At 42.6% G+C, this 21,104-nt stretch carries 15 protein-coding genes; 4 read left to right on the top strand and 11 right to left on the bottom strand.

From position 1 onward, the window contains the following. Positions 1-83: 83 nt before the first annotated feature. The 7 genes from AN394_RS08670 to fucP form a co-directional block, all read right to left on the bottom strand. A complete protein-coding gene (locus tag AN394_RS08670) occupies positions 84-1,751 on the bottom strand; it encodes an asparagine synthase-related protein (protein WP_055021270.1) in 1,668 nt (555 codons plus the stop codon). Between the two features lie 112 nt (positions 1,752-1,863). Then, positions 1,864-3,747 carry a propionyl-CoA synthetase gene (locus AN394_RS08665; protein WP_055021269.1) on the bottom strand — a complete coding sequence of 628 codons (1,884 nt, stop codon included), beginning with the start codon at positions 3,745-3,747 and terminating at the stop codon, positions 1,864-1,866. 149 nt (positions 3,748-3,896) lie between these two features. Next, positions 3,897-6,113: a tetratricopeptide repeat protein gene (locus tag AN394_RS08660; RefSeq protein WP_055021268.1), complete on the bottom strand. Its 2,217-nt coding sequence runs from the start codon at positions 6,111-6,113 to the stop codon at positions 3,897-3,899. Positions 6,114-6,116: 3 nt separating this feature from the next. Beyond that, positions 6,117-6,872 (bottom strand): ABC transporter substrate-binding protein, encoded by a 756-nt coding sequence (locus AN394_RS08655; RefSeq protein ID WP_054560683.1) that lies wholly within the window; start codon positions 6,870-6,872, stop codon positions 6,117-6,119. A gap of 84 nt (positions 6,873-6,956) precedes the next feature. Next, positions 6,957-7,337 carry a hypothetical protein gene (locus AN394_RS08650; RefSeq protein ID WP_054560682.1) on the bottom strand — a complete coding sequence of 127 codons (381 nt, stop codon included), beginning with the start codon at positions 7,335-7,337 and terminating at the stop codon, positions 6,957-6,959. Next, the gene (locus AN394_RS08645; protein ID WP_054561182.1) at positions 7,337-7,687 is read right to left on the bottom strand and encodes a hypothetical protein; all 351 of its coding nucleotides are present in this window, start codon (positions 7,685-7,687) and stop codon (positions 7,337-7,339) included. The genes AN394_RS08650 and AN394_RS08645 overlap by 1 nt, the downstream gene beginning before the upstream one ends. Before the next feature lie 80 nt (positions 7,688-7,767). Further along, positions 7,768-9,057, bottom strand: a complete 1,290-nt coding sequence (gene fucP / locus AN394_RS08640; RefSeq protein WP_055021267.1) for an L-fucose:H+ symporter permease — start codon at positions 9,055-9,057, stop codon at positions 7,768-7,770. Between the two features lie 155 nt (positions 9,058-9,212). Here fucP and AN394_RS08635 point away from each other — a divergent pair, with 155 nt between their 5' ends. Next, entirely contained in the window at positions 9,213-10,343 is a 1,131-nt protein-coding gene (locus tag AN394_RS08635) for an ROK family transcriptional regulator (protein WP_055021266.1), read from the top strand. 33 nt (positions 10,344-10,376) lie between these two features. On the opposite strand, the gene AN394_RS08630 is transcribed toward AN394_RS08635, so the two are convergent. Both AN394_RS08630 and AN394_RS08625 read right to left on the bottom strand, forming a co-directional pair. Then, on the bottom strand, positions 10,377-12,416 hold the full coding sequence (locus tag AN394_RS08630; RefSeq protein ID WP_055021265.1) for a S9 family peptidase: 2,040 nt from the start codon (positions 12,414-12,416) through the stop codon (positions 10,377-10,379). A 141-nt stretch (positions 12,417-12,557) separates the two neighbouring features. Continuing rightward, a complete protein-coding gene (locus AN394_RS08625; protein WP_055021264.1) occupies positions 12,558-13,790 on the bottom strand; it encodes a TMEM143 family protein in 1,233 nt (410 codons plus the stop codon). A 236-nt stretch (positions 13,791-14,026) separates the two neighbouring features. Between AN394_RS08625 and AN394_RS08620 the strand changes: the two genes are divergently transcribed. From AN394_RS08620 to AN394_RS08610, 3 genes are all read left to right on the top strand, one after another. Further along, positions 14,027-14,935, top strand: a complete 909-nt coding sequence (locus AN394_RS08620) for a GGDEF domain-containing protein (protein ID WP_055021263.1) — start codon at positions 14,027-14,029, stop codon at positions 14,933-14,935. Positions 14,936-14,994: 59 nt separating this feature from the next. After that, positions 14,995-15,579 (top strand): YqaA family protein, encoded by a 585-nt coding sequence (locus AN394_RS08615; protein WP_055021262.1) that lies wholly within the window; start codon positions 14,995-14,997, stop codon positions 15,577-15,579. 81 nt (positions 15,580-15,660) lie between these two features. After that, the gene (locus AN394_RS08610; protein ID WP_055021261.1) at positions 15,661-17,247 is read left to right on the top strand and encodes an L-lactate permease; all 1,587 of its coding nucleotides are present in this window, start codon (positions 15,661-15,663) and stop codon (positions 17,245-17,247) included. Between the two features lie 58 nt (positions 17,248-17,305). Here the strand turns inward: AN394_RS08610 and AN394_RS08605 are convergent, their stop codons facing one another. Both AN394_RS08605 and AN394_RS08600 read right to left on the bottom strand, forming a co-directional pair. Next, entirely contained in the window at positions 17,306-19,234 is a 1,929-nt protein-coding gene (locus AN394_RS08605; protein ID WP_055021260.1) for a phytase, read from the bottom strand. Between the two features lie 58 nt (positions 19,235-19,292). After that, the coding region (locus tag AN394_RS08600; RefSeq protein ID WP_055021259.1) for a TonB-dependent receptor domain-containing protein at positions 19,293-21,104 on the bottom strand (1,812 nt) is incomplete at its 5' end.

The raw sequence follows: 21,104 nt of genomic DNA, 5'->3' as shown, positions 1-21,104 counted from the left end.
GTAATATCATGTTTTAGAAAGTAGTTTTTGTGTTTCATAACAATGCCCTCAAATGATTAAGTTTTATTGCGCCTAGGTATCCATTACCACTGACAGAACCGCTGAGCAATGCGAATGTTTGGCTGCGCATTTTTTAGGTGAGCTAACTGTAATAAGCATAACGCGGTAAAGTGACTGCGTTTGATCAATTGATGGCGGTCAAAGCGCATGATCTCGTACCACAGCTTAAACAGCTCGCCAAAACGCATTAGATTGTTATTGTTAAACTGCCACTGTGATTGGTAATTTACCTTGATAGGGCAAGGCATATGACCCGGATAGGCTTGCCATGGTGCAAGCATAGCTCGTGGGTAACTGGTTTTCAGCCAGCGCTGATAAAAGCGGTGCTTACGAACATATTCAACAGGGACAGCTAAAGGATATTGCAGCACTTTCCACGAATAAAACGGATGGAAGAACTCCATTTTAAACTCGCATACTTGCTCGTTCGGAATGCTCAAATGATGATGTTGATCATTGAGTAGTAAGAACAATTGGAATGCTTTTTCGAGTGGTAATTCAGCCAAGGGTTTAAAACTAAGTTTTAGGTTATCAATTAGTTTTTGTTGCAGCATAGACGCATTATGTACCACTGACTTTGGCAAATAAGCGTACTGCTGATCTAAATAAGCTTGAATGAGCTTATCAAGATTGTTTTCTTTTGCCGCATCATAAATAGCGTCGCCATAAAACACGGCACCTAAGCCAACACTGCCACCATTACCAGACCAACTAATTTGTGGTCTTGAAACGGTTTTATATTCATTGTGATGTGCTTTGCGCCAGTATTTGCCAAGGCGTTGCTCAACAGAGAGCTTTTGTGTGTCGCGTACTTGCACAACTTCAAGTTTAAGGGCATTTTGCGAAGCATATTGTTTTGCGCAGTAGAGATCTTGGCTATCTGATTGCGAAAAATTAAACGACTTAAGCTCAACACCTTGGCGTAATAGCTCGCAGTTAATTAGCCGTGAATCAAGGCCGCCAGACAAGGTGCTCAGCACTTTTTTATCGGTGTGCATCGCTTTTGTTACAACACTGCGAAAGGCCTGAGTAACCCCTTCAATTGCGTCGGTCACTTCAAAGTTTTGTTTGGCAACGGCGACCCAATCAAAGTAACGCTGTTTTACCACGCCATGACTGGCATCAAAACGTAATATTTCGCCTGGGTATGAGCATTTAATGTTTTTATAAGGCGTGTGATCTAATAGCGGGTAACCAAGCACAGCAAGCTCTGTAAGTGCTTCGGCATCACTTTCAAGCTCAATACTGAGCTGTTTAAATAACCCCAAGTTGGTTGAAAACAGTAAGCCTTGCGCTGTTTTTAAGGTATAAAACGGCTTTAAACCAAGTGGGTCGGTGGCAAGTACTAAGCTGCCTAATTGGCTATTAAACTGGCAAAAGCTAAATACCCCTTCACATTGCTGTAAGCAAGTGTTGAGCGAAGCTGTATTGGCCATGGTTTTTAAATCATCACTGCGCGAGCTGCTTAGTAAAGGGTGACCAATCAGCGTTGCAATTTGCGACTCAGTTTGCAACCAACTCGCTTGTTGGTAAGCATCAAAGTCATAGTGAAAAATAGCTCCATTATCACAATCAAAGCGCTGAACATCTGCTTTTTTGTAGCGATTAAATACATCAGCTAGTTGATTAATATAATGAAATTCTGTTTTGCCTAATTCATTGAATTGGATATAACCTGCGATAACAGCCATGTTAACCACCTTTTCGTTTGCTAACTTACATGTAAAGTTGCAAGCCATAGGCCAAAACGAATAAAGGCCTTAAACAAGGCCTTTGGTAACATTACAAAATTACAAACGCAGATCAGCGATTGTTAAGTTGTTGGTTGATTTCATCGAATATACTCGCATCATCAATGGTTGATGGAATTTGCAGCTCTTCACCATCGACCAATTGGCGTAAATTCTTTCTGAGTATTTTCCCTGAGCGGGTTTTTGGGAGGCGCTCAACATGCAAAATGTTTTTCAGGCAGGCAATGGCGCCAATTTGATTTCTTACCGAGTGAACTAACTGTTGCTCAACTTCTTTGCTATCGCCAAGATAATCGTCTTTGAGCACTATCATCGCCATGGGTAATTGCCCTTTGAGTGCATCGTTAACACCAAATACTGCGCATTCAGCAACAGCAGGGTGGGCTGCTACAATCTCTTCCATTTCACCGGTTGATAAGCGATGACCTGCAACGTTAATTACATCATCGGTACGACCCATAATAAATAGATACCCATCCTCATCAATATAGCCGCCATCACCAGAGAGGTAATAACCCGGGTACTCACTTAAGTAGCCCGCCTGAAAGCGTTCATTGTTTTGCCAAATTGTTGGTAAGCAGCCAGGAGGTAAAGGCAGTTTAATAACCACTGCGCCGCTTTCGTTTGCGGCGCACTGCTCACCATTCATATCAAGAATTTGTACATCAAAGCCCGGTGTTGGCACAGTTGAACTTCCCGGTTTAGTGGCAAGTTGTTCAATACCAATTGGATTACACGCAATTGCCCAACCTGTTTCTGTTTGCCACCAGTGGTCGAGTACAGGCAAGCCAGTGTTGTCTTTCAACCACTCATACGTTGGCGGATCTAGGCGTTCGCCGGCCAAGAATAAACGTTTTAAACTTGAGGTATCGTATTGTTTAAAGCCCTCGGCGGTCGGGTCTTCTTTTTTAATTGCGCGAAATGCAGTTGGAGCACTGAATAAGGCGGTGACTTTATAATCTTCTACAACACGCCAAAATGCACTGGCATCAGGAGTTCTTATTGGTTTTCCTTCATAAAGTACGGTGGCACAGCGATAAATGAGCGGTGCATATACAATGTATGAGTGACCAACCACCCAGCCAATATCGGAAGCTGCCCAAAATACCTCGCCGGGCTTCATGCCATACACGGTTTCCATGCTGTAATGCATTGCAACTGCGTGACCACCGTTTTCTCGAACCACCCCCTTGGGTGTGCCTGTGGTACCTGATGTGTAAAGAATATAAAGCGGGTCGTCGCCTGCAACAGGCACTGCATCGACTGCACTTGCTGTATCAGAGGCTGATTGCCAATCGATGTCTCGGCCATCTTGCATCTCGGCAATGGCTTGTTCACGCTGAAATACAATACAGTGTTCAACAGCATGCTTGGCGTTTTCGAGTGCTTCATCAAGCAGTGGTTTATATTCAATCACATGATTAATTTCGACCCCGCAAGACGCAGTAAGCACAAGCTTAGGTTTTGCATCATCAATACGCACCGCGAGTTCGTGTGGTGCAAAACCACCAAATACAACGGAGTGAATGGCACCAAGGCGCGCACACGCCAGCATACCAATAACTGCTTGTGGGATCATTGGCATATAAATGACTACACGGTCACCTTTGCTTACGCCAAGGGATTGCATGAGCCCTGCAAATTTAGCAACTTGAGTTTGTAACTCGCCATAAGTGTATTGTTGTTTGGTATTGGTAACAGGGGAGTCGTAAATTAGTGCAGTTTGGTCGCCATAGCCTGCTTCCACGTGTTGGTCGAGGGCTAGGTAACAAGTGTTTAACTGACCATCGGCAAACCAATGGTAAAAATCATTATCGTCATATTGATAAGGGGCACTTGGCTCTTTAAACCAAGGAAGTCGTTTACTTTGCTCAAGCCAAAACTGACCCGGATCGCGCTGGAACTGTTTGTATTGTTGTTGATATTCGCCCGCCATTGTGAGGCTCCTATACTTTTTAGTGAGAGACCCTAAAAAATGTAGGTGTTTTTTTGATTAAATAATATGCGACCTTGGTCGGCATTAATTGAGCTAAATGTCGTGAAATCGCCCTGTTTAGGGGCGATTTTAGGGAATCGTGATGTTAATTAAACCTGTTGTTCACTAATAAGCGGTAAGCAAATGAAGATTTTAACGCCACCTAGCTCACTATGCTCAGCTTTAATAGTGCCTTTGTGTGTTTCTATCAGGCTTTTACAAATCGCAAGTCCAAGGCCTGAGCCGCCTGTTTGACGGCTGCGCGACTTATCAACGCGGTATAAACGTTCGAATATTTCAACTAACTGATTATTGGTAACGCCGGGTGGGGTATCTTCAATACTAAAAGTAATACTCTGCTCTGAGGCCATTGCTATAAATTTAATTTTGCCGGGTTTATCAGTATAAAAAGTACTGTTTGATAAAAGGTTCGTCAGTACTTGCTTAATTTTATCGATATCCCATGTGACTTTGATATCAGCAGCAAGGTGAATGTTACAAGTAAATTCAAAGCCTTTGTTTTCTACAAAAGCAGTAAAGTCTCGCTGCCAAACGGAGAGTACATCAGCAAGTAAATAGGGTTTTAAGTTCAGATATAGGCTATCGGAGTCAGCTTGTGCTAGTTGATGGATATCACGGATCAGTACATTGATATCGGTAAGTTTTCGATTAATGGCATCGTAAGAGGCATCTACGTCTTTGGCGATATTGTATTGCAATGCTTCAACTTGCAATTGTAGTGCTGTGAGTGGCGTGCGAATTTCATGAGACACATCGGCTAGTAAGCGGTTCTTTTTATCAACGACTTCTTGGAGTAGCTGTGCTCGTTCACTGGCAAGCTTACGCTTTTTAAATGAGCGGTAACCAAAGCCAGATATCAGCAAAATCACGCAGCTTAAGCCCAGTAACCACGCTTTGAATTGCCATTCACTTTCGCTTAGTTGAGCCGCTTGAATTTGCTTTTCAGCACTCAATTGGTTGATTTCTTGCTGATTTCGCATAAAAGCTACTTGGCTTTGCATCGCGGCCACGGTTAAGTCGTGCTGATTTTTACCGGTACTATCTTCAAGGGTTTGATAGCGGTTTTGCGATTCAAATGCTTGTTTATACAGTTGTAAAGCAAGGTAAGAGTCGGTGAGTAACTTATTTAAGCTAATTTGATCTTCAACATCTTGCAGCTCATCAGCCTGTTTTAAAGCCTGCTCTGCGGTTTTAATTGCTTCAGCGTGATCATCAAGGGCTTGATAAATACGTGTTTGGGTGATCCCTAAAGATACCAAGTGTGAGCGAAAATTATAGTCAGTAGCGATTGCCAAAGCGCGGTCGATATAGGCTTGCGCTTCACTTATGTTATTTTGTTTTAAAGCAATTAACGCCATTAAATCGTACGAGCGACATAGCCCTGTGTTTGAAGATGATTGCTGATAATAGCTAATCGACTTTTCTGCGTAATCTGTGGCTGTAGCAAGTTCGCCTTGTTTGAGCGCAGCGTAGCCGACCTTCATGGCACTGTTACCGATGTCGACTTTTGAGCCAATTTCTAAATCCAACACGTGAGACATTTTAAAGTGCTTTAACGATTGAGCACTGTCGCCCATACGGCGGTAAACTTCGCCAATTTCGTAAAGCGAATCGGCTATGCCTTTTTTATCATCGAGCTTTTGATGCAAAGAAAATGATTGAGTTAAACTTGCAAGCGCCGCATTGTGATCGCCAATAATGGCTTCGATTATTCCTAAGTTTAGTAATGCCGATGCATACGATTTTTCATCATCAAATTCATGTAAGATATTAACAGATTTTTGTGCCTCATTAAGGGCGGCTATGTATTTATCTTGCCAGCGTAAAATGGCTGCTAATCGCTCATAAGACTGGGCAATCAGCACAGAATCTTTTATCTGTTTTGCAATAGTTAATGCATCTCGGTAGTGCTGCTCTGCTGTTAGAAAGTTACTTTTTCTACCTTGTGCGTAGCCCTGAATAAGCATCGCTCGTACTGTGATTGCCTGATTACTTTGCTTTTGTCCGTACTCCAGTAGCTGCTCTGCATAGCTCAGTGCTTGATCATAATCACCACTGCTGACATTCATAAATGCCAGCGATTCAAGCGCTTCTTGCATGATGTTAGGCTCATTGACGAGGGTCGTATCGGTGGTTAACTGCTCAAAAATTTCAGTGGCTTGGTTTGGGTTACTATTGCGTAGTGACTGGGCTTCGTTTAGCTTTTCTAACGCTTGTTCAGGGGTAATAGCATAGGCGCTTAGCGATAGACAGCTAAAGGCACAAGCTAAGGCTAAGCTTTTGTAAAATAATGGAGTATTTTTCATTTTTTATTTAGGTAAAGGCAACTGCCATTTTTGTAAAATTGCTTGGTATTGACCACTTTGCTTCAAAGCTTCAATGGCGTTACTTAATTGCGCTGCGAGTTGTTTATCTAAATTAAGATTCGCAGCTAAATAAAGACCTGAAGGAAAGTCATCTAAGTGTAGGCTTTTATGAATGTCACTTGGATCAACCCCAGATAATGCCAGTTCGTTTTGCAAAGTCAGGGTGTTGGTCAGCACAAAGTCTATGCGCTCTTTTTCAAGCAATTGCCAAAGTTGATGGTAATGACTGACTAGCACCAAATTTTTATCTTCATTAAATCCGGCATGCTTCAAGTAATGCTCACTTGAATAGCCTCGAATAGTCGCGACACGGTACTGCTGAGCTTGCTTTAAACTAAATATTTTGTGGCTTTTGCTCGCAAGGTCAACGAGGTAAGCGTCCGAAAAATAGGTTTGTGCTAACCACTGAAAGCGGTTTTCGCGAGCTGGGTTTTTTAGTAGCGAAATCATTAACATGTTTGGATTGTTTTCGAGCTCATGAAAAGCCCGCGCCATAGGCATAATTGCGAATTCGCTAGGGATGTTTGCGTGTGCTAAGGCGGCTTTTACTACTTCAACAAGTGCACCATCGGCTTCGCCTTGCTGATTTTTAAAATGGTAAGGAGGTAGATCTTCAGCGATAAAGGTCAGTGTTTTCGCAGCCGTTGCACAACTGATGAAACAAAGCAGAGTAGCAATCAGTAATGAGCGAAACAGCATAAAGATCCTTTATCCTTAAACAAGTAATTAACATACTAAAGAATCTTAATGAAAAGGTATAGGTTTTTAATTGCCAAGTCAGATTTAGTTGCTTTTTTTACTGCGGGGTGCCCCTAGCAAGATACCGATATGGCAAACACACACAGATAGAAAAGCACTCAAGCCCAATGCACCGCCATAGCCATGCAAGCGCGGCACAAGGTATTCAAACAACAAAGCAAACAATATTGAAGCAATGGCTAATGTAAAAATGCCAAAGCGTTTTGGTGCGCTCATGCCAATGAAAGTCCCCCCAAAAAACGCCACGCTGTAAAGTTCTACATCAACAGGGAATAGGCTTAAAATTGCAAATGCAATAATGCTGGTGGCGGCTGAGGCGCGAATGCCATCAAAGCGGTTATGATGCGCTAAAAAGTAAGTAGAGTAGGCACCAAGTAAAGCGGTAATTGTAATAAACAAATCCATTAAAAGACCCCTTTTGCAAGCATGTAAAGCGCCACACTGGCAAAAGCAACGCTACCAAGACGACCACCAAAACCTGCAAATAGGTTCATAGTTAATACGTAAAGGCTGGCACCAATTAAAGAGATAAAACTCAGCTCCCAGTAGCTGTTGATTAAACTCGATGAGCACATACCAGCAAAACTACCAGCGTAAATGGCTGCATAAGGATGGTTACCAAAACGAGCAGGAAAAGGAATAAATGTGCCAACTAAACCGGTAAATGCAGCAGATAACACAAGGGCAACATTGGCTTGGTCATGAAGTAAAAAGCAGGAAAAACAGCCAACAGAAAAGGCCAAAAACTTGACCATAAAAAATGTAATATGTGCCATTAATTGACGATACACCTCGCTTAAGTAGGTAAACGAGGTGCATTATCTCATTGATGCGTTTAGTCCTGCAACTGCGCTTTGGCGGGTATTGCTGCTACTTTGGTATGGTGGCCATACAAAGCAACAATTAAAAAGCAAATAAGTGGTACAACAAACGAAACCGCAGTGTTAAAAGCATCTATAGTTGCAGCTTGGATCAGAGGTAAAAATGCGCCCCCTAAAATTGCCATTACTAAACCTGCCGCACCAACTTTTGCATCTTCGCCGAGGCCTTCAAGTGCTGTGCCGTAAATGGTTGGAAACATCAAAGATAGACAGCTTGAAATAGCTACAAGTGCGACTACGCCCACTAAATTAACTTGGGTGGTAACAATAAAACAAAGCACGGCTGCAACTAAAGCCATAAAGCGCAGTAATTTAGCGCCGCTAATAAAGCGCATTAGCCAAGTCATGATGAAGCGAGACACTAAAAACACCAGCATAGAATATTGTAATACCTGACCGCCGGTAACTTCTGTAGTGTTAAGAGCTTCCATGGTGTAGCCAATGGTGTAGGTCCATACACAAGTTTGTGCGCCAACATTAAAAAACTGTGCAAGCACACCAAACCGGTAGTGCTTATTTTGATACAAATGTTGAAAGGTCTTTTTAAGTTTACGCGGTTGCGCTGCGGCTTTTGTTACTTTGGCAGGAGAGCGGCTAAAAAAGATAAATAGCCATAGTAAGATTAAACAACAGGCCATACCCACATACGGCACCATCACAGCATCAAGCTCTGCACTCACAACGGTTTTTAATTGCGCTTCACTCATCAGAGCACGGCTTGCGCTATCAGCTTGATTTAAGTTCGGTAAGATCAACGTCGCCGCTAAAAACACACCAATATTAGTACCAACGGGGTTGAAAGCTTGCGCGAGGTTAAGTCTACGGGTTGCTGTGTGCTCGCATCCTAACTGCATGACATAGGGATTTGCAGAAGTCTCTAAAATAGACAAGCCCCCAGCAAGAATAAACAAGGCCAATAAAAAGTGGCTATAGAGCATGGTTTGGCTAGCAGGGTAAAACAATAAAGCACCACAGGCGGCCATGGCTAAACCCACTAACAGCCCCGTTTTATAATTAAACCGTCTATTGATCATGGCTGCCGGTAAAGCTAAGCAAAAATAAGCACCGTAATAACTAAACTGCACCAGTGCTGATTGCAACGCACTCATCGAAAATGTTTTGCTAAAAACTTTCACTAATGGGTCTGTCATATTGGCCGCAGTACCCCAAGCAGCAAAGCAAATTGTAAGCAGAATAAAAGGCCAAAGCATTTGGCGCGATACAATAGCAGGCTGTGTTTGCATAGTTCACCAGATTAATGTGTTCATATTGTTGTGGCCGACAGTATTCACGACTATAAATAATAAATCAACCTAGTTGATTTATTATTTTGACTGGTAGATAGTACGCCAAAAAGGTCTAATAGGCCGCTTATCAAGCTTATATCAAGAAGGATGTTATGAAGAGCAGTTTATCGCGAGCACCAAGAAGCAAGAACGAGCGAGCAATTTTAAGTTTAATTAGGCAACAGCAAAGCATGCCTAAAGCACAAATAGCAAAAGCGTTAGCCTTGTCTGCTCAGGCGGCAACAGTGAACATCAACAAGCTCGAAGAAGATAAGCTATTGCTTCGTGATGCACCTGTAAAAGGACGGGTAGGGCAACCAAGCGTGCCATTTAGGCTCAATCCAGATGGTGCATTTAGTTTTGGTTTGAAAATCGGGCGACGACGCTTCGACCTGATACTCGTTGACTTACACAGCACGCAAAGAGCATCGGTATCTTTGGAGGTGAATGAAGCATCGGTTGATGAGCTTAAATCATTCTTAGAAACACATATCCCAAAATTAATCAGTCAATTAGAGCCAGAACTGCGCTCACATGTGTGTGGGCTTGGTGTCGCTATGCCGTTTGATATTTGGCAATGGCAAGCTGCTTCAGACTCTGCAACAAATACCCTTAGCCAATGGCAAAGCTTCGACTTAAAAGGTTACTTAGAAAGTCAGTTTAATTTACCGGTTTATATTAGTAACGATAATAACGCTGCCTGCTGTGCAGAACTAAGCCTTGGTAATCCTAATAACTACAGCGATTTTTTGTATGTTTATTTGGGGGCTTTTTTAGGTGGAGCCGTGGTGATTAACCACCAACTTCTCGAAGGTAAAAGTGGTAATGCCGGTGCTATAGGCTCAATGCTAAACGCTGAACGCGAACAGTTACTTAGTCAATGTTCACTACTCTCATTACAAAGCGAGTTTGATAAGCAGCAATTTGGTATATCTGTGTATGAGCTTACCGACAGTCAGTTTTCAGATCATAAACGGCTAGTTCAGCCTTGGCTTGAAAAATCTGCTGAGGCTATCAGTATTGCCATGCATAACTGTTTGAGTTTATTAGATATGCAAGCTGTGATTATTGATTCGCCGTTACCGGGTAAAGCGCTTGAACAGCTCAAGCAGTTATCAATTGCAGCATTTGCACGGTTAGATAGTCGTGGACTACGTAGCTGTGAAGTTGGTTTAGGCGTGTGCGGGGAAAAAGCGCAGTCGATAGGTTCTGCTCAACTTGCGCTTAGTCATCATTATTTTTAAGCAGGAGTGAGCACCTCACTCCTGCTTAATTCATTACTTCTGATATTGTTTGAACCACGCAAGGGTGTATTCAATTTTCGAAATCATACGTGAAGGACGACCCGCAATACCATGTGGTGAGCCCGGTACACGAATAAGCACGGTATCTACCTTTTGCAGTTTTAATGCTTGATAGAACTGCTCTGATTCTGAAATCGGCGTGCGGCGGTCTTCTTCACCTGTCATGATCAATGATGGTGTGGTTACGTTACCCACTAATGAAAGCGGTGAACGTTTCCAGTAGTGCTCCACATTATCCCATGGCATACCAGGGAATTGGTTACGAATTTGACCAATATAGCTGTCGGCTGAAAGCGTTTTACTTAACCAGTTGATCACTGGCTTGGTAATTGCCGCAGCGTTAAAGCGGTTTGTTAAACCAACCGCATAAGCCGTTGCAATACCACCTGCTGAACCACCAGCAATAAATAAGTTATCTTTGTCGATAAAGCCTTTAGCAATCATGGCATCAACTGCCGAGTTGTGATCGGCAAAGTCTTCTTCTGAGCTGTATTTACCATCTAGCAGTAGTGCAAAGTCTTTACCGTAACTTGTTGAACCACGGTAATTCACATACACAACAACGTAACCTTCAGCAGCATAACGTTGTAATTCAGCAGTAAAGCTTGGGCCATAGGCAAGATGTGGGCCGCCGTGAATTTCAACCATTAATGGGTACTGTTTGTTTTCATCAAAATCAGGTGGCGTGATATACCAACCTTGAATGGCTTGGCCGTCGAACTGCGATTTAACATTCAGCTCGTGCACTTTACCAAGCTTCTTATGGCCTAATACATCTTCGTTTAATGAAGTTAGCGTTTTACTTTTACCTCTGTAGATGTAGCCTAAATCAGCTGGGCGGTATTCACTGCCTGTGGTGTACGCAATAGCGCCATTATTGGCCATGCTGAAACTACCACTGATATACGGACGACCAATTGAAGTGCCCGATACCGTATCAGTTAAGTCAGTGACCTTACCGCGGCTGTTTACTTTAGCGAGCTTACGCTTACCAAAGTCGTCGTACTGAATAACAAAGTCACCATCGCCTGACCACTTATAATCAGCCACTGAGCGGTCTAATTTTTCAGTAATATGCTTGATTGATTTATCATCTAAATCGAGCATAGATAGTGTTGAGTTAATGTAAGGCACAGGGGCATTGTCGCGCGCAACAAAGGCTAGTTCATCACCGTCTTGTGCGTAACGTGGGTTACTTTCACGGCCTGGTAAATCGGTTAGTTGCGTAAGCTCGCCTGATTTTACATTGATTTCATATAGGTCTGACTCAGTTGTGCGATATTCCCACTCATCATTGCGATCAGCAGAAAAAGCTAGTTTTGTGTTACTTGGATCCCAAGCAAGTGGACCATAATGCTGATAATCACCCGATGTTAATTGGCGTGGTGTGCCACCCGAAACTGGAATAACAAAAACGTGACGATATGAAGGCTCTAAAAAGCCTGCGCCATCAGCTTGATAGCGTGCTTTTTCAAACACTCTCACTGGTTTTGACCACTCAGCGCCTTTTGGCTTTTTAGGCAATTTTACTGATTTAGCGAACGCAGATTTACCTTCAGGAAGGCTCATGGTGAAAGCAATTTGTGCAGAGTCATTCGACCAACTTAAGTTACGTACTGATTTTGGTAGTTGCGTTAATAATGCTTGTTTGTCTTGTGCTAACCAATAAACGTGAAGCTGATTTGAGCCACTTGAGTTGCTGGTAAAAGCAATTTTCTTGCTATCTGGAGACCAAGTAGGTTGGCTATAGTTATGTTCATCAGAAAACAGTGGCGTGTGTTGACCAGACTTTATATCGTACAGCCAAAAGCTACGCTTATTACCATCTTTCATGATGTCGTAGCCGCTGCGCACATAAACGATTTTTTTACCGTCTGGGCTTATTTGTGGGTCGCCTGCGTATTCAAGCTGAAAAATATCTTCAGAGACAAATTTGTCGTTAGCATATACTTGAGCTGTTGTTGCTGCGCACAGCAAACTTGCTCCAATAAGGATTGTTTTTTTTAATTGCATGGAATGGTCTTTTTTTAGCCGTAAAATTTTATCCTAAAAGCAGACCATTCGCTGCGCAAGCACATTGAGACCAAAATGCCGTAACGAGAGTTAAACAGACTCAGACTCGATTTGTACTTGCTAGTACCTGATTTTAAAGGCTTAGGCAAACTTAAAATAGTCATCCCAACGCGCATCTAAGCGCTGTTTGGCCTTATCTAAATCAACCGCCGAATAAAGTTCATTTTGCTGATTAACTAGATCAAGCTTTACGAGTTTGTCTAAAGCATCATCAATTTCAAAGTCGAGCTGGCAATTATGTTGTTCGTTAAACCATTGCTCAATTTGACTATCTAATTGCTCTGCAGTCATCGCTGATTCGCTTTTTAGTAAAAAGGTGTAGGCAAGCAGCGCCTCTTTAACATCTTCTTCTTCAGCTGCATCAACGAGAGTATGAAAAACACCTGCATTGTTATCGAGGTTTTTAAAATACAAGTTGTCCGCTAGTGCTTTCATAAAGCGAATTTTACGGTTTTTAAACTTGCTCCATTCTTTAAAAATAAAGCTGCCAAATACCCCCATGCCGATTGCAAAGGTAATAAAGTGTTGCTGACTCATATGCACTTCTTCACTGCGCCAACCACCCCAAAAGGCAATCAGAGCAATCAGTAGTAAAATTGACGCGCCTAATTTTGTTACCAACACCACAGCACCGCCAATCAATGCTGATGAACCAATAATCAGTTTATCTATTGGGCGCATTTTTACTTCGCTATTCGGAAACAGCATTTCTAAATCGGCTTTTGGCACATTCTGGAATAATTTGACAATGGTTGAATTTGGTTCAAAGCCCACTGGCATTTTGCCTTTTTCTAAAAAGTACTGCTCGTCTTTAAAGCGGATGAATATGGCAACGCGATCATAGTTAGTAAATTGAATCTGTTTTTTCTTAAGCCCCCAAAAACTGCGCAGCGTCTCAGTTTTTTGCGATTCACCACGGCGGTAAAAGACCACTTCTGCGAAGTCATCAAACTCAACGGCTAAACGCACTTTAAATAAAGACTCTTCATTGAGCGCATCTTGTAAGTCTTGATTGGTAATGGTTTCAAAATTGGCAGCATTGAGTACGGTGGCAAAGTCTTTTGCAAAGGCAGATTGGTAGCTGGCACGTTGCTCGTCGGTAATCGGTATTAGAGTGCGGGTGTCGCTATTTGGGTCAAATGGCGCATAGTTGTTTTTTAATGACTCCAGCAGCTCGTGATATTGGTAATGAGTCACGCTTTGCAAAAGTGTAGCCAACTCCATAAACGAACCTGATTGCGATTCACCTAAATAGGCTTGGCAAAGGTTGATGATGTCGTGTTTTCGAAAAGGAATAAATCGTGCGTCGCTCATTGATTCTTGCTGTGTCATTTAAATTGTCAGCGATGATAAAAAAATAACAGCAGAATTGCGACCGTTAGTGGCAAATAGCATGAACTTAGACTTTTTCACTGACTAAAACGGCTTATTTTTAGACTTTTTACTCCAGTAAAAACGCTGGTTTTTGCTCTTTTAAGCGGCTTTATCATGCACTTTTAAATTTGCTTTGCTAATGTTTAGTTCATTGCAGTACGTTGTCGTGATTAGTTATGAATAAGCAAGCATCCCCTCCTGAAGTAAAGGCTGAGTTAAACTCAGTACCACTCATAATAAAGCGGTTATTTATTAGTTCTTTTATTGTCTTTTTGTTGCTGATAGTGATCACTTATCTGTATTACTTTAATCGGCTCGAAAATGATATCTACTTAAATGGCGTGCTAAGTGACGCCATCAATTTGCTTATTTTGATTTGTATTTTCGCGTTTGTGCAAACCTCGGTGGTTGCTAAGCGTAGTTACTTATTTTTAAGTGTGGGTATCTTCCTTTGGAGTGCTGGGCTTACTTTTGATTTTTTAGACGAGCTGGTATTTCAACCAATCTGGGTTGGCATTTATATCGAAGATATTACCCGCACTTTAGGGATGCTAGTAACTGGGTTTGGTCTTTACCTTGCCCTTACAGACTTAGCTAAAACCCGCGAACAGCTTGAAGAAGAACTAAAAACCGATGTATTAACAAAGGCGTATAACCGTCGTTATTTTTATCATTATGTGCAGCAAAACCAAGATAAGCCACATAGCATAGTGATAGCTGATATTGATCATTTTAAAGCGATTAATGATGAATATGGCCATGATGTTGGTGATCAGGTATTGATAGATTTTGTTTATCAGTGTCATCAAGCATTAGATGAAGACATTCTATTTGCACGAATCGGTGGTGAGGAGTTTGCACTTTATGTAGCCACCGACGACGCTGATGAGTTACGTGCTACCTGTGAGCAACTGCTGAGCCTTGCTAATAATGTGATGGTGACGCCTAGTAAAACGCTCAGCGTGAGTGTGGGTTCGGCGATTAAGCGTGCCACAGAGACATTTAGCAACACCATGAAACGTGCCGACCAAGCGCTTTATTTGGCAAAGAATCAAGGCCGTAGCCGTTATATTCATAAACCGTAAGGGACGGTTAAGGCTTTTTGTTGTAACCTATATCGCAACAAAACTCCAAGGGATGAATAATGGCAATTGCTAAAAAGTTAAAGCAAAAAACACGGCAGTTTATCGACTCTAAACATATGCTCAAATCAATCACGGTGGCATCATTTTTAGAGTCAACTATAGTGCCTATTCCTCTTGAAGCTGTGCTTGTTCCGTTAATGCAAGCCCGCCGAGAAAAGCTTTGGTTAATCGCATTAATGGCGACCATTGGTTGTATTATTGGTGCTATTTTTGGTTATGCCCTCGGCTACTATCTATTTGATGTAGTGGGGGACTGGGTGATTAATACCTTCTCAAACCCTGAGCAGTTCGAGCAAGTTAAGCAAAAAATGCAGGCACAAGGCTTTTGGTTTGTATTGACGCTCGGTATTGTGCCCATCCCATTTCAAATTGCCATGCTTGCCGCTGGAGCAACTAAGTATTCAATTTTTCTATTTTTACTGGCAACGGTTATTGCTCGTTCAATCCGTTACTTTGCCCTTGCTGCCGTTGTTTATTACGCGGGTAATCAGGCAGAGCGAGTTATTCAAAAGCACAAAACCAAAGCTTTAGTCGCTATTTCTGTGTTAGTACTGTTACTTTGGTGGCTCAGTACACTTATTTAACAAATAAAAAATACTGATTATGGTTATCCTGTCTATACTTTGAATTAAGGAAAGCGCTTAATAAAAACAACAGGATGACCCATGAATACCCTAGTGGCTGCACTACCTATTTTGGTGCTGATCTGGATGATGGTAAAACGCAGCCCCATCGCTTCTTATATTGCCTTACCCATAACAGCGCTACTCGCTGCTTTACTGCAACTGTTTTACTTCCAAGCTGATTTAAGGCTGTTGCTTGCTAATTCGTTTGCTGGTGTGTTGTCTGTTATGACGCCCATTTCGATTATTGCAGGGGCTATTTTACTTAACCGCATGTTGGCAATATCTGGGGCCGAAACTACGATAAAACATTGGCTTGAATCAATTAGCAGTAATCAAGTTGCACAGTTGATGATCATTGGTTGGGCATTTGCATTTATGCTCGAAGGTGCATCGGGCTTTGGCACGCCTGCGGCCATCGCGGCGCCTATTTTGGTCGGGCTTGGTTTCTCGCCTTTTAAAGTGATTATTTTCACTCTTATTTTAAACTCGATCCCCGTATCTTTTGGTGCAGTTGGCACACCAACATGGTTTGGCTTTTCGGCGCTAAACTTAGATGATGGGCAAGTGTTGGCTATCTCAAGGTGGACGGCGCTTTGTCATGTTGTTGCTGCTTTGGTTATTCCTATGATTGCGCTGTGCCTTGTGCTGCCACTAAAAAAGGTGCGTCAAAATAGCGTATTCATTTATTTGAGTGTGTTTTCATGTGTCTTACCTTATTGGTTGTTTGCCCAGTGGAACTATGAATTTCCATCGTTGATAGGTGGTGCAGTGGGTCTATTAGTCACTATCTATTTAGCAAGTAGGGGAGTGGGGTTAGATAAGTCAGCTGTAAATGCACAAAGCTCGAAAGGCAAAGCTGAGCTTACACCCAAAGCGCTATTTTTAGCTTTATTACCGTTATTACTTTTGATTGTTGTGCTGGTGATAACCCGTATTCATCAGTTGGGCATTAAAGCATTGCTTAACGACGAAACGCTCTGGCTGAGTATTCATTTGGGCTTTGCACAATTTGAATTAAGCAAAGCACTGATCTTATCTTTACATGAGATATTCGGCACTTCAGTGGGGTGGTCGTATAAAACCTTGTTTGTACCAGCGTTGATCCCGTTTGTATTAGTGGTGTTGATCTGTGTGCCGTTACTTAAAATGAGCAAGCCACAAGTAAAGCAAATGTGCTCCGACACCTTAGGCCGTATTGCTATGCCATGTATTGCTTTGATCGGGGCGCTGGTGATGGTGAATGTTTTAATGCAAGGCGGCCATAATGCGCCCATATTTTATATGGCGAGTACCTTTGCTGATTTAAGCGGGGAGCACTGGGTGTTATTTGCCTCCTACTTGGGAGCTCTCGGCACTTTCTTTTCAGGCTCTGCAACGGTGTCTAATCTTACCTTTGGCGGTATTCAATATGGTATTGCACAGCAAGTGGGCTTGTCAGAAACCTTAGTGCTTGCGTTGCAATCAACGGGGGCGGCGATGGGGAATATGATCTGCATTAGCAATATTATTGCTGTAGCCAGTATTGTTGGAGTGAATAATCAAGAAGGGCCAGTGCTTAAGAAAACCTTTTTGCCTATGCTAATTTACGGTGCAATAGTTGGGTGTTTTAGTTATTTATTTTACTGATTAAACATGTTCAGATAAAAAAGGTGCCCAGATAAACCGAGCACCTTTACGGAGTAATTTATTGAATAGCTTTTTTTACTTCGCGCCAGTCAATAATCTTAAAGTTTTGCGGTGCCTGTGGCATACGGTTGTAACCATCTTGCACAATTAGCACCCCTTCAGGGTAGCCCGGTAATGCAGCCGGTGTTACCGTTAGGCCATCAGTTTCTGATACGCCATCTATTGCTAACTCTAGGTTATTGCTGATTGCAAATTTACCCGCAAACTCTAGGCTAGGGGTATTGCCATCAATAATTTTATAAAGCACATAGCTGTAATCACCTTGGCTAGAAACCACTAAATAGCGGGCATCTTTAGCGTGGTAGATTTCCATGCCTTCTACATCATCAACCAACATATCGTTCACAGTTTGCAGCATTACAGGTTTATTTCCTGCTGTTGGCTCAGCGCCAATAAACCAAATACCTTCGTCTTCTTCACCTAAAAATAGCTGTGCGGTTTTATCATCTGCACTGCAACCTTCTGGTTGGCTAGGAACACTAAATTCGCGTACTAGTTGTGCTGATACGCTCTCATTATTACCAGTTAGTTTGTATTGCTGAAATAGGCCTGATTTGTCATTCATAAACACATAGTTGCCAGTGTTTGATGAGTACATACACATACCGTAAATTTCGTTTAAAGTCGTTGGCAGCTCAGCAAGATGTTGCACCTGATTGTGATTATCGACGCTGTAAACACTGATACTGTTATGAGTACGATTACTTGCGGTGATCCACGTATTGCTTGCGTTGTTGATACTTGCATGTTGGCGCACATCAACATTATTTAAACGGCCTGTTTCTAGCGCTTGCAGCTCTTTGCCTGCAAGGTCATACACCATTAAACCACGGCGTTTATCGGTACCTAAGATCAGGCTTTTTGCTGCATTTTTAGAATTTACCCAAATAGCAGGGTCATCGGCGGCATCACCAAAAGCACGTACCGCATCGGTTTGCGCTTGTGCATTGATATAAGTAACAACCGCTGTTTTAGCGCTATTATGTTGTTTAGCCTGCCCATCTATTTGACCTTTTACATAATGACCTGATTCGTCATCGTATAACACGATATCAGCTTGCTTATTGTTAAAGCGCACTGCGGCAGATTCAATCGCCAGTTCACCAGCAAATTGCCAGCTGCTAAAACGTTTAGTACTCTTTTCGTAGCGATGTAATTGGTTATCTTCAGAGGTGGTGAACCATAAGCTACCATCATCTGTTGTGGTTAAACCGCCAACTTCAGGCGCTAAGCTGCCAAATGGCGACATCAAAGCCACGGGCTTTTTATCGGCGCGCGATTCAGCATCTGCGTTAATTTGCCAAATGCCTAGCTCGCCTTCACTTAAATAAAGAGTTTTACTGTTATCATCAACCGCACAGCCTGATGTTTCACTTACACCGGCAAACTCACGTAATTCAAGGTTTAACGCGCGCTTATTTTCCATGTCAAACACCAGTGTTTCGCGGATAAGACCACGAGCGTCTGCCACAAATGCCGAAACTGCCTGAGTTGTCGGGTTAGCAAATAAGCACACCGCTTCAGGCTTTGCTTTTGGTGGGCTAATACGGCTAATTTCAGTTAACTGCCATTTAGCTGCTTTTTGTAAGCTAAAAATCACCGCTTGGTCAGCTTCGTTGTCGATACTAGCAACAAGGTAGCTGTTTTTGCTGATTGCCTTAACAGACAGCGCTTCGAAGTTACCTTTTTGTAATGCATGTTGTTTACCTGTGGCATCAATAAGTTGTAGGCCTTGGCTTTGTGAGCTTAATAGCCAAGCGTCATCAGCAAGGGCCGCCGCTTGTGAGCCTTGCATATTTTCTGTTGTGCCAAATGCTGTTAATTGGTTTTTACTTGGTGCCTCGGTTACCGTTGTTTGGCTACACGCTGCTAGGGTGCTTAGTATCACTGCACTGGCAACAAGATTAAGTGGTTTTTTAAAATTCATGGGATCCCCAAATATACTACAAGGCAGCAATGCGCTGCCTTAATAACTCTTATGTGTATTAAAACGCGTAGCGCAGCATTAACTGAATAACAGGGCCTGCTTCTTCAGACTCCAGTTCATACTCGTCAAAGTCGCGGTTGATTTGGTCATCAACCGTGTCGAACTTGTTAAAGGTTTCGTCTTTGCTTGCATCTAATAGGTTTGAGCCCACTAAACGAAGCGTGACGTCTTGCCAGCGTTTTTCTACGAATAGTTCAAGGTCTGCGCCGTAGTGTGTGGTCACTTCTTCACCCACGATACGGCCGTAAGCATCACCTTGTTTACGGTAAGTTGCACCGAACGAAGCGCCTAAATCAGGTAGGTCTTGAATAAAACCAACGTTAAACACGTAGTCAGATTGGTCGTTGAATTTACGGCTACCGAAAGTGTCATCTACTTCTGAATCAAGCCATGAGTAGTTAAAGAATACCCCAGTGTTTGGCATACTAATGGCGCTTAGCGGCGTTGATAAATCAAGCTCGATACCTTTTACGTTGCCATCACCGGTGTTACGCGGTTGCAAAATGTAAGTACCATCACCTTCTGAACCTTGTTGGCCTGTATTAGCTATTTCGATAAGGTCAGTGACATCACGGTAGAACACATTGATACCCACGACGCCGCTTTTACCTAAACGATACTCATAACCTAAGTCCATACCCCACGATGATTCTGGTTGTAGGTCTGGGTTACCTAAAAAGTCGTTATCGCCTAGCTCTTTTTCAAGTAGAGCAGGGGTGATGTAATCAAAGTCAGGACGACGTAAGCTACGTGCAACCGATGCACTAACACGGCCGTTTTCAGAGACGTTATAGCGTAAATGTGCCGATGGTAAGAAGAAGTCATAATCGTTTTTAGCGCTGACACCTTCTGCTTTGTCAGTAATGGTTGAGTCGGTTGTTTCGTAGCGCACACCTAACTCCCACGAGAAGTCTTGGTCTTCGTGCTTAACTAATGCAAATACATCTAGGCGGTCTTCTTCGAGCTTATTGACGCCACCAGAGGCTGCTTCAAACTCGTTGTTAAAGCCTGCAAGTGACAGTGGTGTTTTGCTGAACTGATCCCAGCTAGTAAAGCTTTGTTCGCTTTCACCTTCGGCTTGATAAACCGCAGTATCGCGCTCTTTACCTTGTACAAAGGCACCGAATTGAATCGTTTTGTTCTCGCCTGCAAACAAGCTATGTTGCCATTGTAATGACCATTCTTTGTCATCAAGGTCTACGGTTTCTTCTTCTTCCTCAAATACCATAGGTAGTTCAGAGGTATCGATTTCTACTTCTTGTTCGTAAACAGACTCTTCAAAGCTTGCAAAACCAAGTTTGAATTTACTGGTGCCACCAAAAAGGGGTAACTCATAACCCGAGTTGATGTTGTAGTTGGTTTGGTCGATGAAAGACACATTGGCGTTGTCGGTCTCAAGGTTACCGCCTTCAACAATTGAGTTATTAATTGCTGTTGGGTCGTCATATTCAAATGAACGCTCATCTTCAGTACGGTCGGTATCAACCCAAATCGCGCTGATATCAAACTTACTGCCATCATCAAAAGCAATTTCGTAGCTGGCATTTAGCGAGGTGTCGTCACCGTCGCGAATATCTGATTGATCTTCGCGGTTATCGAATTCTTCGGTTTTGTAATTAGCGTTATTCTCTGGGCTATCGCCATAGCGTAGGCTTGATTTTTGTTTTGGGTTATAACGACCTTGTAAGTTCGCACCTAGTAGTAAACGGCCGCCAGCAAACTCAGTGCCGTAAACACCTGCAAAGCTTTCTTTTAATTCGCCATCGTCATAACGCAGGCCACCCGCACGAAGGTAACCACCATCTAGGCT

This window comes from Pseudoalteromonas sp. P1-26, from assembly GCF_001401795.1.
Lineage (GTDB): Bacteria > Pseudomonadota > Gammaproteobacteria > Enterobacterales > Alteromonadaceae > Pseudoalteromonas.
Note: the sequence above shows the minus strand (reverse complement) of the source record. Positions and strands in the feature narration are given on the sequence as shown.

What these genes read in the sequence shown, in the direction of transcription:
- AN394_RS08670 (WP_055021270.1), bottom strand. Translation starts at nt 1,751, where the DNA reads ATGGCTGTTATCGCAGGTTATATCCAATTCAATGAATTAGGCAAAACA.
- AN394_RS08665 (WP_055021269.1), bottom strand. Translation starts at nt 3,747, where the DNA reads ATGGCGGGCGAATATCAACAACAATACAAACAGTTCCAGCGCGATCCG.
- AN394_RS08660 (WP_055021268.1), bottom strand. Translation starts at nt 6,113, where the DNA reads ATGAAAAATACTCCATTATTTTACAAAAGCTTAGCCTTAGCTTGTGCC.
- AN394_RS08655 (WP_054560683.1), bottom strand. Translation starts at nt 6,872, where the DNA reads ATGCTGTTTCGCTCATTACTGATTGCTACTCTGCTTTGTTTCATCAGT.
- AN394_RS08650 (WP_054560682.1), bottom strand. Translation starts at nt 7,337, where the DNA reads ATGGATTTGTTTATTACAATTACCGCTTTACTTGGTGCCTACTCTACT.
- AN394_RS08645 (WP_054561182.1), bottom strand. Translation starts at nt 7,687, where the DNA reads ATGGTCAAGTTTTTGGCCTTTTCTGTTGGCTGTTTTTCCTGCTTTTTA.
- fucP (WP_055021267.1), bottom strand. Translation starts at nt 9,057, where the DNA reads ATGCAAACACAGCCTGCTATTGTATCGCGCCAAATGCTTTGGCCTTTT.
- AN394_RS08635 (WP_055021266.1), top strand. Translation starts at nt 9,213, where the DNA reads ATGAAGAGCAGTTTATCGCGAGCACCAAGAAGCAAGAACGAGCGAGCA.
- AN394_RS08630 (WP_055021265.1), bottom strand. Translation starts at nt 12,416, where the DNA reads ATGCAATTAAAAAAAACAATCCTTATTGGAGCAAGTTTGCTGTGCGCA.
- AN394_RS08625 (WP_055021264.1), bottom strand. Translation starts at nt 13,790, where the DNA reads ATGAGCGACGCACGATTTATTCCTTTTCGAAAACACGACATCATCAAC.
- AN394_RS08620 (WP_055021263.1), top strand. Translation starts at nt 14,027, where the DNA reads ATGAATAAGCAAGCATCCCCTCCTGAAGTAAAGGCTGAGTTAAACTCA.
- AN394_RS08615 (WP_055021262.1), top strand. Translation starts at nt 14,995, where the DNA reads ATGGCAATTGCTAAAAAGTTAAAGCAAAAAACACGGCAGTTTATCGAC.
- AN394_RS08610 (WP_055021261.1), top strand. Translation starts at nt 15,661, where the DNA reads ATGAATACCCTAGTGGCTGCACTACCTATTTTGGTGCTGATCTGGATG.
- AN394_RS08605 (WP_055021260.1), bottom strand. Translation starts at nt 19,234, where the DNA reads ATGAATTTTAAAAAACCACTTAATCTTGTTGCCAGTGCAGTGATACTA.